Origin of the sequence: Janthinobacterium pasteuri (assembly GCF_051380775.1) — a bacterium.
Lineage (GTDB): Bacteria > Pseudomonadota > Gammaproteobacteria > Burkholderiales > Burkholderiaceae_D > Janthinobacterium.
On record NZ_JBNYXS010000031.1, the window covers coordinates 1 to 15532 of the forward strand.

9 protein-coding genes and 1 tRNA gene are annotated in these 15532 nt (G+C 62.1%); 3 read left to right on the forward strand and 7 right to left on the reverse strand.

Going from position 1 to position 15532, the window contains the following annotated elements; genetic code table 11:
• Nucleotides 1-243: 243 nt before the first annotated feature.
• The 6 genes from ACQ4WN_RS23405 to ACQ4WN_RS23430 all read right to left on the reverse strand — a co-directional run bounded on the left by ACQ4WN_RS23405 (nt 244) and on the right by ACQ4WN_RS23430 (nt 9281).
• Nucleotides 244-320 (reverse strand) — tRNA-Pro (locus ACQ4WN_RS23405).
• A gap of 103 nt (nt 321-423) precedes the next feature.
• On the reverse strand, nt 424-1038 hold the full coding sequence (locus ACQ4WN_RS23410; RefSeq protein ID WP_436553676.1) for a TetR/AcrR family transcriptional regulator: 615 nt from the start codon (nt 1036-1038) through the stop codon (nt 424-426).
• Between the two features lie 62 nt (nt 1039-1100).
• The gene (gene adeC, locus ACQ4WN_RS23415) at nt 1101-2549 is read right to left on the reverse strand and encodes an AdeC/AdeK/OprM family multidrug efflux complex outer membrane factor (protein WP_436553677.1); all 1449 of its coding nucleotides are present in this window, start codon (nt 2547-2549) and stop codon (nt 1101-1103) included.
• 1 nt (nt 2550) lies between these two features.
• Nucleotides 2551-5715, reverse strand: coding sequence for an efflux RND transporter permease subunit (locus ACQ4WN_RS23420; RefSeq protein WP_436553678.1), 3165 nt, complete (start codon nt 5713-5715; stop codon nt 2551-2553).
• Nucleotides 5716-5730: 15 nt separating this feature from the next.
• Entirely contained in the window at nt 5731-6939 is a 1209-nt protein-coding gene (locus ACQ4WN_RS23425; RefSeq protein WP_436553679.1) for an efflux RND transporter periplasmic adaptor subunit, read from the reverse strand.
• Nucleotides 6940-7394: 455 nt separating this feature from the next.
• Nucleotides 7395-9281 carry an MFS transporter gene (locus ACQ4WN_RS23430; protein ID WP_436553680.1) on the reverse strand — a complete coding sequence of 629 codons (1887 nt, stop codon included), beginning with the start codon at nt 9279-9281 and terminating at the stop codon, nt 7395-7397.
• A gap of 245 nt (nt 9282-9526) precedes the next feature.
• Between ACQ4WN_RS23430 and ACQ4WN_RS23435 the strand changes: the two genes are divergently transcribed.
• Nucleotides 9527-12709 (forward strand): DUF2339 domain-containing protein, encoded by a 3183-nt coding sequence (locus ACQ4WN_RS23435; RefSeq protein WP_436553681.1) that lies wholly within the window; start codon nt 9527-9529, stop codon nt 12707-12709.
• A complete protein-coding gene (locus tag ACQ4WN_RS23440) occupies nt 12706-14166 on the forward strand; it encodes a DUF3999 family protein (RefSeq protein ID WP_436553682.1) in 1461 nt (486 codons plus the stop codon). Before ACQ4WN_RS23435 ends, ACQ4WN_RS23440 begins: the two co-directional genes overlap by 4 nt.
• Nucleotides 14167-14188: 22 nt before the next feature.
• On the opposite strand, the gene ACQ4WN_RS23445 is transcribed toward ACQ4WN_RS23440, so the two are convergent.
• Entirely contained in the window at nt 14189-14932 is a 744-nt protein-coding gene (locus ACQ4WN_RS23445) for a helix-turn-helix domain-containing protein (RefSeq protein WP_436553683.1), read from the reverse strand.
• A gap of 161 nt (nt 14933-15093) precedes the next feature.
• On the opposite strand from ACQ4WN_RS23445, the gene ACQ4WN_RS23450 reads away from it, so the two are divergent.
• Entirely contained in the window at nt 15094-15516 is a 423-nt protein-coding gene (locus tag ACQ4WN_RS23450; protein ID WP_436553684.1) for a hypothetical protein, read from the forward strand.
• Nucleotides 15517-15532: the final 16 nt, after the last annotated feature.

Here is a 15532-nt window from a genome sequence, read left to right on the forward strand (position 1 = left end):
AGAAAACAGAAACGGCTCTCCTAACGCCTCGTCAACCCGCGACACGGCCGCAACCACGCGCAGTTCGGCCACATGCAACTATATTTGAGTTTTTACACAGCCTGGGCCGATAGCGGACATCGGCATGCTGCAACGAAAATCATACGTCACGTAAACGGAAAAACCCAGCACCGATATTAGACAACTGTCTAATATACAGTGCTGGGTTTCTATACAGCTTACGCTGTAACTGCTTGAATCCAATGGTCGGGACGGGAAGATTCGAACTTCCGACCCCATGCACCCCATGCATGTACGCTACCAGGCTGCGCTACGCCCCGACGAGGTGAGAATTATAGCAGAGGCTTTTAGGTTTTTGCCATGCTTTGCGCATGATTCATAGTGAACTGCGCAAAGTTTTTTTTCAGCCCGGTGGGAAGCGTTCTACTCGCCCAGCAGCAATGCCGTCAGGACGATGCGGAAACCGGCGATCAAGGGTTCGACCTTGACCTCGGGATTATGCACCAGCCGAACGGGCAAGCCCTGATACATGGCGATCATGGTATTGAGGCGCCCTTCCAGCATCTCTTCGTCGGCCGGCAAGCCGCGCTTGATGCGCGCATCGCGTATGATCGAAAGAAACAGCTTGCGCGAACGCACATCTGCGCAGTGCAGCATTTCCGCGATGGCGGGGTTGCGCGAAGCCTCGGCAAAGATTTCCAGCGGCATCACCCAGGTTTTCGGATCCAGGCTTTCCAGCACATGCTCGCCAGCATTGTCGACCACGGCCTGCAGCGGGTCCTCGCGCTGCGCCAGGTCCTGCATCAGGTTGGTGACCCGCTCCATGTTCTTCATGACGAAGGCGGCGATGATCGCATCCTTGCTGTCAAAATAATTATAGATGTGGCCCGCGCTCATGCCGGCCGCTTTCGATATCTCGGCCATGCTGGCGCCGTGGAAGCCGCGGCGGCTGAAACAACTCTCCGCCGCATCGAGCACCTGCTTGCGCCGCGTGTTGGCGCGTTCGGGATCGGGATGCTTCTTTTCAACTTGGTTCATGATTTTCCAGTAGCGCGCCGGCCCTGCCCTTGCGGGCAAGGCCGGCGTCGGCGTCCCCGTGATTATTGGACGCTGCCAGCCGCCGCAACGGCTGTCTGCTCAGGCTGCCAACCGCCGCCCAGCACCTTGTACAAGGTCACCAGGTTGGTCGATTTGGCCAGGCGCGCCGTGATCAGGCTTTGCTGCGCCGTGTAGAGCGCGCGCTGGGCCACCAGGGCGTTCAGGTAGGACTCGGCGCCCTGCTTGTAGCGCGCGTCGTGGATGGTGTAGCTCTTCGTCGACGCTTCGACCAGCGAGACCTGCGATTGCAGGCGCTCGTCGATGGTGCCGCGCTGGGCCAGCGCATCGGACACTTCACGGAAGGCGACCTGGATCGCCTTTTCGTATTGCGCCACGGAGATTTCACGCTGCACCTTGGCGATATCGAGGTTGGCGCGGTTCACGCCACCATCGAAGATCGGCAAGCTGATCTGCGGAATGAAGCTCCACGTGCCACTGCCCGCCTTGAACAGGCCCGACAGGTTGTCGCTGAGCGAACCTGCCGTCGCCGTCAGCGAAATGCGCGGGAAGAAGGCCGCGCGCGCCGCGCCGATGTTGGCGTTGGCGGCGCGCAGGGTGCGTTCGGCCGCCAGCACGTCGGGACGGCGTTGCAGCACGTCCGACGGCACGCCAGCCGGAATATCCGTCAGCGCCGTCACGGCGCCGAACTCGGCTGGCGGCAGCAAGTCAGCCGGCACGGGGCCGCCCACCAGCAGGACCAGCGCGTTCTGATCCAGCGCCACCTGACTCGTGAATACAGCCACGTCGGAACGGGCCGACTCGACACTGGTCTGGGCATCGTACTTGTCCAGGCCGGAAGTCGCACCGGCACTGAAGCGGCGCACGGCCAGGTCATACGACGACTGCTGGCTCTTCAAGGTATCTTGCGCCACGCGCAGGCGCTGCTGGTCGGCCACCAGGTTCAGATAGGTGCTGGCCACTTCGGCCACCAGGCTGATCTGCTGCGCACGACGTGCTTCTTCCGTGCCCAGGTATTGCTCCAGCGCGCTATCGGACAGACTGCGCACGCGGCCGAAGAAGTCCAGCTCGTACGCCGACACGCCCAGGTTCGCCGTGTACTGGCGGTTGATGGACGCTTCGCCGTTGGCGCTGGCGTTCTTCGGCACGCGGGTGGCCGACTGACCGCCCGAAGCCGACAGGGTCGGGATCAGGGCGGCGCGTTCGATGCCATACGTGGCGCGCGCTTTCTCGATGTTCAGGATCGAGACGCGCAGGTCGCGGTTGTTGGCCAGCGCCAGTTCCAGTACCTGGCGCAGGCGCGCATCGGCAAAGAACTCGCGCCAGGCGACGTCCGCCACCGGCTTGGCGTCGGCGGCGGCCGTGTCGGCCTTGTAGGAAGGGCCCGTCGGCCACGCCGTGGGCGCCGGCGCTGCCGGACGCTCATACGTGGGAGCCAGGCTGCAACCGGCCAGCAAGGCCAGTGCCGCCATGGAGAGTAGCGATTTTTTCATATTAATGTGCATCCTTGGAAAGCGTGACGGCTGGCGAGCCAGGCGTCGCCGACGTGGCTGGCGCAGCCGGCTTCGAGAAGAAGCCGCGCACCAGCACGAAGAACACCGGCACGAAGAAGATACCGAGGAAGGTGGCCGTCAACATACCGCCCAGCACGCCGATACCGATGGCGTTCTGGCTGCCGGAACCGGCGCCGCTGGAGATGGCCAGTGGCAACACACCGAGGCCGAAGGCAATCGAGGTCATCAGAATCGGACGCAGACGCAGACGCACCGCATGCAAGGTCGCGTCCAGCAGCGACATGCCCGATTCCTGCATTTCCTTGGCAAACTCGACGATCAGAATCGCGTTCTTCGCCGACAGGCCCACCACCGTGAGCAAGCCCACCTGGAAGTATACGTCGTTCGACAGGCCGAACATCCACGTACCGAGCACGGCACCGATCACGCCCAGCGGCACGACCAGCAGCACGGAGAACGGAATCGACCAGCTTTCATACAGCGCAGCCAGGCACAAGAAGACGATCAGCAGCGACAGCGCATACAGCTGCGGCGTCTGCGAACCGGATTCACGCTCTTCCAGCGACACGCCGGTCCAGCTGAAGCCTATGCCAGGCGGCAACTGAGCCACCATCGCTTCCATGGCGTTCATGGCGGCGCCCGTGCTCTGGCCCGGTGCCGGCGTACCCAGGATCTCTACCGACGGCAAGCCGTTGTAGCGTTCCAGGCGTGGCGACGCGTAAATCCACTTGCCGGTGGCAAAGGCGGAGAACGGCACCATCTGGCCAGCAGTATTGCGCACAAACCACTTGTTCAAGTCTTCCGGCAGCATGCGCGATTCGGCATTGCCTTGCATGAAGACTTTCTTCACGCGACCACGGTCGAGGAAGTCGTTCACATACGAACTACCCCAGCCCACGCTCAGCACGCGGTTGATTTCCGAGATCTGCAAGCCCAGCGCGGTCGCTTTCTGCTGGTCGATGTCGATTTTGTACTGCGGCGTATCTTCCTGGCCGTTCGGGCGCACGCCCACCATGGCCGGATTCTGCGACGCCATGCCCAGCAACTGGTTACGCGCGGCCATCAGGGCGTCATGGCCGACACCGCCGATATCCTGCAGTTGCATGTCGAAACCGGTGGCGTTACCCAGTTCCAGCACGGCAGGCGGGGCGAACGTAAACACCATCGCATCCTTGATCTGCAACAACTTGCCCATGGCGCGACCGGCCACGGCCGGCGCTTTCTGCGCCACGTCCTTGCGCAACGACCAGTCCTTCAGGCGCACGAAAGCGATACCCGTGTTCTGGCCATTACCGCCGAAGCTGAAACCGGCGACGGCAAACACGGAAGCGACGTTGTCTTTCTCGCTGTTCATGAAGTGGTCTTCGACCTGTTCGATCACTTTCAGGGTGCGCTCTTGCGTGGCGCCCGTCGGCAATTGAATCTGCGTAAACAGGATGCCCTGGTCTTCTTCCGGCAGGAAGGAGGTCGGCAAGCGCATGAAGACAAATACCAGGCCGGCCAGCAAGATGACATACAACAGCATCGAACGGGCGCGGTGGCGGATCATGCTGCCGACCAGGCCCTGGTACTTGTTGCTGCTGCTGTCGAAGCTGCGGTTAAACCAGCCGAAGAAACCCTTGTTGGTGGCGTGATGGCCCTTCTCTACCGGCTTGAGCAGGGTGGCGCACAAGGCTGGCGTGAATACCAGCGCGACGACCACGGAGAGCACCATCGACGAGACGATCGTGATCGAGAACTGGCGGTAAATCACGCCCGTCGAACCGCCAAAGAAGGCCATCGGCACGAACACGGCCGACAGGACCATGGCGATACCGACCAGCGCGCCCGTGATCTGTGTCATGGACTTGCGCGTTGCTTCCAGCGGCGACAAGCCCTCTTCGCTCATCACGCGCTCGACGTTTTCCACCACCACGATGGCATCATCGACCAGCAAACCAATCGCCAGCACCATGGCGAACATGGTCAGCGTGTTGATCGAATAGCCGAACGCATTCAGGATACCGAAGGTACCGAGCAACACGACCGGCACAGCCATGGTCGGGATCAGGGTGGCGCGGAAGTTTTGCAGGAACAGATACATCACCAGGAATACCAGGATGACCGCTTCCACCAGGGTCTTGACCACTTCTTCGATCGACAGTTTCACGAACGGGGTGGTGTCGAACGCTACCTGGTAGCTCATGCCTTCAGGGAATTGCTTGCTCAGCTTGCCCAGCATGGCTTTCGCCGCATTCGCCGTATCGAGCGCATTCGCACCCGTCGCCAGCTTGATCGCCACGCCGGTGGCTGCATGGCCGTTGTAGCGGGCCACGGTGTTGTAGTTCTCACGGCCCAGTTCCATGCTGGCCACGTCCTTCAGGTACACCATCGCACCGTTGGTGGTGGTTTTCAGCAAGATGGTGCCGAACTGCTCAACCGTTTGCAAGCGGCTCTGCGCCGACACGGTGGCGTTCAGCTGCTGGCCCTTGACGGACGGCGTGCCGCCCAGTTCACCGGCCGATACTTCCGCATTCTGCGCCTGCACGGCCGTGATCACGTCCGCCGGCGTCAGGTTGAAGCTTTGCAGTTTGGCAGGGTCGAGCCAGATACGCATGGCGTACTGCGAACCGAACAGTGTCACATCGCCCACGCCGGCAACACGGCTGAGCGGATCGACGACGTTGGCGGCCACATAGTCGCTCAAGTCGGTCTGGTCCATCTTGCCGTTTTCGGAAATGAAGCCGAACACCATCAGGAAGTTCTTCGTGGCTTTCGACACGACCAGCCCTTGCTGGGTGACAGCTGTCGGCAGCAGTGGCGTGGCCAGCTGCAGCTTGTTCTGTACCTGCACCTGGGCGATGTCGGGATTGGTGCCGCTGCTAAACGTCAGCGTGATGCTGATGCCGCCAGTGGCATCGCTCGACGAGGCCATGTAGCGCAAGCCGTCGATACCCTTCATCTTTTGTTCGATGACCTGGGTGACGGCATCTTCCACGGTCTTGGCGGAGGCGCCAGGGTAGGAGCCGCTGATCGAAATCGACGGCGGAGCGATGCTCGGGTACTGCGCGATCGGCAGGCTGAGGATCGAAATCACGCCGGCAAGCATGATGACGATCGCGATCACCCACGCAAAAATCGGGCGATCAATGAAAAAACGGGCCATTAATATTCTCCTGAATTAGTGGGCGCTGGCAGCCGGTGCGGCGGCAGAAGCGGCAGCGGCAGGCGCGGCAGCAGCCTTGGCCGGTACGGCGACGGCTGGGGCACCTGGCTTGACTTTTTGCAAGCCTTCCACGATCACGCGGTCGCCTGCGGCCAGGCCGGACGTCACCAGCCAGTCGTTGCCGACCGTACCACTTGTGGTCAGCACGCGCTGCTCGACCTTGTTTTCCTTGTTCAGGATCAAGGCGGTGGCCTGGCCCTTCTGGTTGCGCGTCACGCCCACTTGCGGCACGGTAATGGCTTTTTCATCCACGCCCGTTTCCAGCTTCGCACGCACGTACATGCCTGGCAGCAATTCGCCTTTCGGGTTCGGGAACAGCGCGCGCAAGATCACGTTGCCGGTGGTCGGATCGACCGTCACGCCAGAGAACTGCAGCTTGCCCGCTTCGCTGTACTTGCTGCCGTCCGGCAGGATCAGGTCGACCTTGGCCTGGCCTTCGCCCACTTTCTTCAGCGAGCCGTCAGCCATCTGGCGTTTCAGGCGCAGCAGGTCGGTGCTCGACTGGGTCACGTCGACATAGATCGGATCGAGTTGCTGCACAGTCGTCAGCGCTTCGGCCTGGCCCGCCGTGACGAGCGCGCCGGCCGTCACGGAGGAGCGGCTGGTGCGGCCGCTGATCGGTGCCGTCACGGTGCTGTATTTCAGGTTGATGTTGGCCGATTCCAGTGCCGCGGTAGCGGACTCGACGTCTGCCTTGGCTTGTTCGAAAGCAGCGATGGCATCATCGTATTCCTGGCGGCTTACGCCTTCGATGGCAACCAGTTCCTTGTAGCGGGACGCTTTCGGACCAGCCGTCAGCAGGTTGGCCCTGGCTTTCGACAGCGCGGCCTTGGCCGAATTAGTGGCAGCCTGGTAGGTGGCCGAATCGATCTGGTACAGGGCCGTGCCCGCTTTCACATCGCTACCCTCGACAAACAGGCGCTTCTGGATCAAGCCACCGACTTGCGGGCGCACATCGGCGACCTGATAGGCATTCGTGCGGCCGGGCAATTCTGCGCTCATCGGCAACGCGGCCGGATTAACAGTAAACACGACCACCTGTGGCGCTTGCTGCGCGTGAGGTGCTTCCTGTTTTTTACTGCAGCCGGCCATGATTACAGTGGCGCACAGAACGGCAATAGCGCCGCTCGTACGCGGCGACGTCAATGAAAAGGTTGGTTGCATCTTGGACTTTCTGAAAAATATGCTGGCTAGTGTCGTTAGAAATGAGGAAATTTATTAACGCAGATCAAAGAATGAACGATCATTCTAAAATCGTCAAGCATCGTTACAATTGAAACATAGCAACTATGAAGCGAATTAAATTATCAATGGAGCAATAAGAAGAAGACAGCGACAGCGTCTGCACATCAGCCAGGTCGAACAGGAAACTGGCGGGCGGCGGCAAAACGGCAATGCGGGAAAGTTGGATTGAATGATTACTTTAGCAGGGTAATGCGTTTTTTGCTGAAGCCGTGATCGCGCACGCAACACTGTCCACGCGCTCACGCACGGAACAGGCTGGTTACGCTCATCACCTGACGAAACCGGTGGATTTCGCCGCCATCGCCACCCCGCTGCAACAGCCCCTGGCGCAGTTGGCGGGGGCTGTTACGCGGGTAAAAGTGCGTAAATAGCGTTTACTTCCACTTGCCGCGCAATTCCTGCACCTTTTGCTGCAGCAATTCCGGCGTGGCGGCCTCGGGCGCCACGGGCATGCCCACGGCCAGCGACAACCGCGATCGCAAGCCCGCCTTGAAAGCGCGCTCGAACAAATGGCCATTGCGGTGGCTCAACAGATGGCCCCACAAGCCGCGCAGGGCCAGCGGAATCACGGGCACCTTGCTGCGCTCGACGATTTTGGCGATGCCGCCCTTGAATTCGCCGAGCTGCCCCGTGCGCGTCAGCTTGCCTTCAGGGAAGATGCATACCAGTTCACCCTGGTGCAGCGCTTGCGCGATATCGATGAAGGCCTTTTCCATGAGGAAAGGATCTTCCTTGGCCGGCGCGATGGGAATCGCCTTGGCCGTGCGGAAAATCCAGCCCATCAGCGGCATCTTGAAGATGCGGTGGTCCATGACGAAACGGATGGGGCGCGGGCTGGCCGCCATGATGACGATGGCGTCCACATAGCTGACGTGGTTGCACACCAGCACGGCCGCGCCTTCCGTGGGGATGCGCTCGCCATCGACGACTTTCACGCGGTGCACCGTCTGGATGAGTATCCAGGCCAGGAAGCGCATGAGAAATTCCGGCACCAGCGAAAAGATGTAGGCCGCCACCAGCGCATTCAGAATGGCCGTGACGAGGAACAGCTGGGGTATGCTAAAGCCTTTTCCCAGCAGCACGATGGCCACGCCGGCCGCCGCCACCATGAACAGGGCGTTCAAGATATTCATGCCGGCAATCGTGCGCGAAATGTGTTTCGGGTCGCAGCGCGTCTGGATCAGGGCGAACAGAGGCACGATGAAGAAGCCGCCAAATACGCCGATCATGACGATGTCGAGCAAGATGCGCGGCACGCCCGCCTGGCTGACGAACGCCAGCGCGTCGACCACGTGCGTATTCACATACGCATTGCTGGCGAAATACAGGTCAATGCCGAACAGCGACAGGCCGATGGACCCGAACGGCACCAGGCCGATCTCGATCTTGTGGCCGGACAGGCGTTCGCACAGCAGCGAACCGGTGCCGATGCCGACGGAAAACACCGTCAGCAGCAGCACGAACACGCTGTGGTCGCCATGCAGGAAATCCTTCGAATACACGGGGAACTGCGCCAGGATCAGGGCACCGTAAAACCAGAACCAGGAATTGCCCAGCATGGCCAGGAAGACGGGACGGTTCTTGCGCGAGAAATTCAGGTTGCGGAATGATTCGGCGACAAAGTTCAAACTCACCTTCAGTTCCGGCTCGGGCGCGGGCGTACGCGGCACGCGGTAGCTGGCGATCAGCCCGAATATGGCCACGGCAATCGTTGCGCCGGCCACCAGTTCCACGCCCAGCGGCTTGTGCACGATCAGCACGGCGCCGAGGATTTCGCCCAATAAAATGCCGACAAAGGTGCCCATCTCGATCAGGCCATTGCCGCCAACCAATTCCTCGGGTTTCAACTGCTGCGGCAGATACGCATACTTGACGGGACCAAACAGGGTCGAATGCACGCCCATGCCCACCACGGCCGCCACCAGCAGCCACAGGGTATGCGTCATCCAGCCGGTGGCTGCCACGGCCATGATGGCCAGTTCCATCCATTTGACGAAACGCGCCAGGCCCGCCTTTTCGAATTTGTCCGCCAACTGGCCGGCAGTGGCCGAAAACACCACGTAGGGCAAAATGAACAGGCCGGGAATCAGGTTGGTGATGGTGGACGGGTCTAGCGTGGTCCAGCTCAGCGCGTCATAGGCGAGAATCACCATCAGGGCCGTCTTGAACAGATTGTCGTTGAAGGCGCCAAAGAACTGGGTCCAGAAGAAGGGCCCGAAACGACGTTGCGACAATAAGGAAAACTGGCTGCTTTGACTCATGGCATGGGGAACTGGCAATTAAGGAATTGCTAAAATACAGCACTATCTTGCGCACGACAATCTGAATGTCGTCATCTTGTTCGGCGTCAATACGAAAAACAGCCTGCCGCGTCATGCTCGCTTTGCCGCCGCACACGTTTCCTGACACTTGCCCTGGCACGACAAAAATCGCCTGATTCTTGATAATAAGGTAATGTGCGCATACCGTGGGTGCCCTTGCCCCGCTCTTCCAGGAAAGCTACCCCATGTTTGGATTGATCACGCTGTTCATCCTTGGCTTGCTGATTACAGGCTTCGTGCTGGTGCTGCAGTACCGCAGAAAAGTTGCCGATCTGGAGTTGCTGACGGCCCGCTTGCGCAAGGAAGTCGATAGCATCCACAAGCGCCTGCAAACGCTGGAAGGCCACGACGAGGCGCCAGCTACCGCGCCCGCCGTGGAGCGTGCTGTGCCTGTGCCTGCCCCTGTTTCCGCGCCTGCACCGGTGCCGCCAACCGCCCCCGTGCCGCATGCGGCCGTGATCGAGCCGGTCGAACTGGCAAAGGTCGCTCCAGCCACCACATCCGCACCCGCACCATCGGCACCACCGGCCCCAGCCAGGCCCGCACCTGCCGCCCCCAACACCCCATCCTGGATCGCGCACCCGGACGGCCTCGTTGCCAAGGCGAAGAACTGGTTATTTACCGGCAACCTGGTCGCCAAGCTGGGCTTGCTGATCCTGTTCCTCGGCGTCAGCTTCCTGCTCAAGTACGTGTCGGCGCAGGTCACGCTGCCCATCGAACTGCGCCTGGCCGGCATCGCGCTGGCTGACATCGCCCTGCTGGCCTGGGCCTGGCGCATCAGACTCAAACGTCCCGGCATCAGCTTGCCGCTGCAGGGTACGGCGCTGGCGATATTGATGCTGGTGACGTTTGGCGCCTTCCGCCTGTATGAACTGATCCCGGCGGGCCTGGCGTTTGCCGTGCTGTTCGTGCTGACGGCGTTCACCTGCCTGCTGGCCGTGCTGCAAAACGCCGTCTGGCTGGCCGTCTTCGGCATCGTCGGCGGCTTTGCCGTGCCCCTGCTCGTGTCGACGGGCAGCGGTAACCATATCGGCCTGTTCAGCTACTACGCGCTGCTCAACACGGGCGTCTTCGCCATCGCCCTGAAACGCGCCTGGCGCGTCCTGAATGTGCTGAGCTTTGGCTTTACCTTTGTCGTCGCCACCACCTGGGGCCTGCTGCGCTACACGCCCGAGCACTACCTGTCGACGCAACTGTTTTTGATCCTGTTCGTGCTGTTCTATATTGGCATCGCGATTGCCTATTGCGCGCGCCAGGCGCCGCGCCTCAAGCATTACGTGGATGGCACGCTCGTCTTCGGCACGCCACTGGCGGCCATGGGCTTGCAATACGGCCTGGTCCAGCACTTTCACTTTGGACTGGCGTTTTCCGCGCTGCTTGCCGGCCTGGGCTACACGGGACTGGCCATGGCGCTCTGGCGCAGGAACGGTTTCCGCCTGCTGGCCGAAGCCTTCCTGGCCCTGGGCATCGTGTTTGGTACGCTGGCCATCCCGTTCGCCCTTGACGGCCGCTGGACGTCTGCCGCCTGGGCACTGGAAGGCGCGGGCATCGTCTGGGTCGGCTTGCGCCAGCGCCAGACCCTGGCCTGGGCCTTCGGCCTGCTGGTGCAGGCGGCCGCCTGGATTTCCTTCCTCGTTGCCATGCAGGAACTCGATACAGCAACTGCCCTGCACGCCAACATCTGGCTCGGCTGCGTGCTGCTGGCAGCCGCCGCGCTGGTGATGGCCTACAACTTCCGCCGCCACGCCAGCCACTTGTATCCGGAATTCATGAGCAGCCTGTCCGTGCTGTTCCTGACCGCCGCCACGGCCTGGCTGCTGGGCGGCCTCTGGAGCGAAATCCTGCTGCGCACGGATGCCGCCACGCAACTGAACCTGCTGACCGTCAGCGCCCTGGGCGTGGCCGCCTTGCTGGCGGTGCTGGCGCGGCGCGAACAATGGCATGCGCCGCGCGCCCTGCTGCTGGCCGTGCAGGTGCTGGCCGGCATGGTCATGCTCAGCCGCGCCAGCTGGGCCTGGGACCAGCACCCGGCCAGCCTGTTCGACGGTTCCTTCCTCAGCGCGCTGCTGCTGGGTGCCGCCGCCTTTGCCAGCGCCCGTTTCCTGGCGCTGCGTGCGCGTGGCGGCGACGCGCTGCTGGCCCTGGTCGCGCGCCCGCTGCTGGTCTGGAGCGGCTTGCTGTGGTTTGCCGCCATCCTCATGCCACTCGTCAGCTGGCTGCTGCGCCTGATCGACGGCGACCTGACGATGCAGCCGCATGCGGGCGAACACTGGCTGGCGCTGTACCTGATCGCCGTGTGCGTCACGACGCCCGTGTTCGCCATCCTGGCGCGGCGCCTCGACTGGCCGCAGCTGCGCTGGTTCAGCGTGGCTACCTGGCTTGGTTTGGGCCTGTGGAGCGCCAACCTGCTGCTGGCGCTGTATCTGCGCGATTACCTGCCGACCGGCTTGAGCTGGCTGGCCCTGGCCTGTGCCCTGGCGGCCGGCGAATATTTGCTGCTGGCCTGGCCGCAAGCGGGCTGGCAACTCGACATGCGTGCGCTGCGTCTGCTACATACGCAGCGCACGGCCGCGCCATGGCTGATGCTGTGGCCCGTGGGCGCCATGCAGGTCAGCACCTGGCTGGCGCGCCACGAAGCCAGCGTCAGTCCCGCCTGGGCCCGCTACTTGCCGGCCTGGGCCATGATGCTGACACTCGCCTGGCTGATCCGTCGCTGCCGCGCAGGCGCCTGGCCGGTGGCGCCGATTGCCGCGTGGTACCAGCGCACTTTGATACCGCTGGGCGCGCTGTGGTCGCTGCTGCTGATCGCCGCGTGGAATATTGTCGACGACGGCGCCATGGCACCGCTGCCCTATTTGCCACTGCTCAATCCGCTGGACTTGAGCACGGGCTTCGCCATCTTGCTGGCTATCGCCAGCTACCGCTTGCTGCCAGCGAAACAAGTGCCATTGCCCGCCCTGTGGCAAGCGCGTTTGCCAGCCGTGGCCGCCTGCTGTGTGTATGTCTGGTTCAACCTGATGCTGCTGCGCACGGTGTCGCACTACCTGGGCGTGCCGTACACCTTTGACGCCATGCTGGCCTCGCAATTCGTGCAAGCCATGCTGTCGCTGGTGTGGAGCGTCACGGCTCTGCTGCTGATGCGCCACGCGGCCCGCCAGCAGCGTCGCCAGCAATGGAGCATGGGCGCCGTGCTGCTGGGGCTGGTCGTGCTGAAACTGTTCCTGATCGACCTGTCGAACGTGGGCGGCATCGAACGCATCATCTCCTTTGTCGGTGTCGGCTTGCTGATGGTCTTGATCGGCTACCTGGCGCCCTTCCCCAAGGCTGCCGCGCCAGCGCCAGCCGAACCCCAACCGGGAGCAGCATGAAAACCTCACTCATGTTCAGCATCGTGTTGACGGCAGGCGCCGCGCTGGCCGCGCCTGGCCAGGAGCGGCCACAAGACTATCGCTGGAGCATCGCGTTGACGCCACAGCCTGGTGCCGGCCTGAGCCGCATAAGCATCCCCACCGACGTGTACCTGCATGCGCGCTCGGCCAGCCTGGCCGACGTGCGCCTATTCGACAGTACCGGCAAGTCGCTGGCCTTCTCCCTGACGGCCCCGCCCGCGCAATCGCGCACGCAACGCGACACGCTTGCCATGCACATCTTTCCCGTCACCGGCAAAAACATCGGCTACTACGAACTGGACAATGTGGATATCCGTACCGGCAATGACGGCCGCCTGCTGTCGGTCACGGCGCGTGGCGGCAGTACGCCCGATGCGGCGCCGGGCTTGCAGGGGCTGATCCTCGATGCGGGCCCGCCCGCCAAGGATAGCCGCATCGGCGCCCTGCATTTTACCTTGCCGCCAGGAATCGATAACTACCATGCGCAAGTACTGCTGGAGGTAAGCGACGACTTGAAACAATGGGATGCCATCGCCACCACCACCCTGAATTGGCTGCGCAACAGCGACACGCAAACCCTGGCCAACGACCGCATCGAATTCGCACCGCGTGCCTTCCGTTATGCGCGGCTGAGCTGGCAGTACGGCGATCCCATCACTTTCGCCGGCATCGCCGCGCAGCAGCTCAGTGTCACGGCCGTTGCCTTACCGCGCGCCACCATCGCATTAAAAGGGACGCCAGGCAAGAGCGTCGACGAGCGCCTGTATGCGACGCCAATCGCTATTCCCGCCGACAGCATCGGCTTGCAGTTAGCTGAGGGCAACACGTCCATGCCTGTCACCCTGGGCGTGTATCACGCGGCAAGCGAGGTGCCGCGCCAGCGCCAGCGCCTGCGTCTGCGCCCACAAGCGCGCAGCACGCAGGCCGCCGACTTCGAACCACTGCTCAACACGACGTTCTATCGTATCAACATGGATGGCAAGGAACGGGTCTCCGGCGACTTGGCCATGCCCGTCGTGCAAACGGCGCAATGGGTGCTGCGGCCGCAATATCACAGCGGCACGAACCCGAACCTCAACTCCGTCTTGCGCCTGGGCTGGACACCGGCCAGCCTGATATTCCTGGCCAGCGGCAAGGGGCCGTATCAACTGGTCTTCGGCAGGAATGGCGCAACGCCGGCAGCGCTGCCGCTGTCGCAGGTCGCTCCCGGCTTCACGCAGGAGGAATTGCTGGCGCTGCCTGTCGCCACGGCGGGCAGGGTGGTGGCGCTGACCAGCGACGCCCCCATCGAGAAGACGCCGGACGGCGCAGGCTTGCGCCTGACCGCGCTGTGGGCCGCACTGTTGCTGGGCGTGGCCGTGCTGGGCTTTTTTGCCTGGCGCTTGCTGTCGCAGATGAAACAGGAACAAGGAAGTCCCGACAAGCACGAGCATTAGTCTGGCCGCGACATCGCCACCGCTACTGCCGCAGCAGCGCCTTGAACGTCTGCGGCATCCACGGCCGCGCCGCCAGCATGAAGCTGATGGCCAGGCGCTCTTCGCCAGGCAGGCGCGCGTCTTCCTGGTGCTGCTGAGAAAACTCCACCGCCACTTGCTTCAAGCGCTCCAGCAAGGCTGCGGTGGATTTCTTCGACAACATCACGTTCACCAGGCGCAACAATTCTGTCTCGCCATCGAATTGCGAATTGAGGTAATCACCATACGCTTCCTTTTTGAAATAGGAATGAATCGGGCCATTCGGTATCCATGCAAACGTGCGCGCCACCAGCAGTTTGACCCGGTTATTCGGCAGCAGTTCCAGGAAACCGATCTTGTCGAGGCGCAGCAGGTATTTGACGGCTTGCGCCTCGCTGATGTCATAGATGGCGACAATCTGCTCCAGCGGCAACAGGTTCAGCGCGGACACGGCCACCACGAACAGCCGGGTATCCTCGATGATTTCCTTTTCCTGCGCATAGGTCAGCCCCGTGATCAGGGTTGGTGCGGCATGGGCCGCCTGCACGGCCATCGCCAGTTGCTGGAAATCGCTGCCCACGGCCACCAGTATCTGGTCCAGCCGCTGCAGGGTGAATTGCTTCTGCGAAAACATCCGCTTGACGCTGGCTTCGGACACGCCGATGCGCTGGGCCAGCTCGGCATATGTGACGGCGCGCGCTTTCAACAGGCGTTTCAAGGCTTCGATCAGGGCGTGGGTTTGCGGCATGCATTTCCTTTTATAAAAATAGCATCGGTTCTGGCGGCAAAAAAGTAGCGCAATACGCTACCTGCGGTATGCCTGCCCGCTACGAGTAGCGTTTTCATTGACCAATTGCCCACAGTCTACAATGATGGCGTTGCCACTTGGCACACTTGAAGGAGAAACACATGAAACGCTTGCTGCCCCTCTGCCTGTCCCTGTCGCTGTTGACGCTCTCCGTGGCCGCTCCCGGCCTGGTCCACGCTGCCGCGTCCGAAAATCTGTCGAATGGCTCGCAAAACCTCAGCCAGGGTTCCGCCGTCGTCGTCGCAGGTTCCATGTCGATGCTGGTCGCTTCCGGCCAGGTGGTCGTCGCCAGCGTGGAAACGGTGGGCGAAGGCATCGTCATCGTGCTGAAAGGCGCTTCCGAAGCGGGCGGCGCGTCCATCCAGATGAGCGCGCAAGCGGCCAAGGGTCTGTCGCTGGCGGCCGGCACCGTGGTCAATGTAGTGGCACTGTCCACCGGCCACATGCTGGTCATGTCCGGCAAGGCCATCGCCTTCATCCCGAACGAACTGGGCAAGGTGCTGCTGCACCACTCAAAAGTGTAAATCACCGATGAAAAGC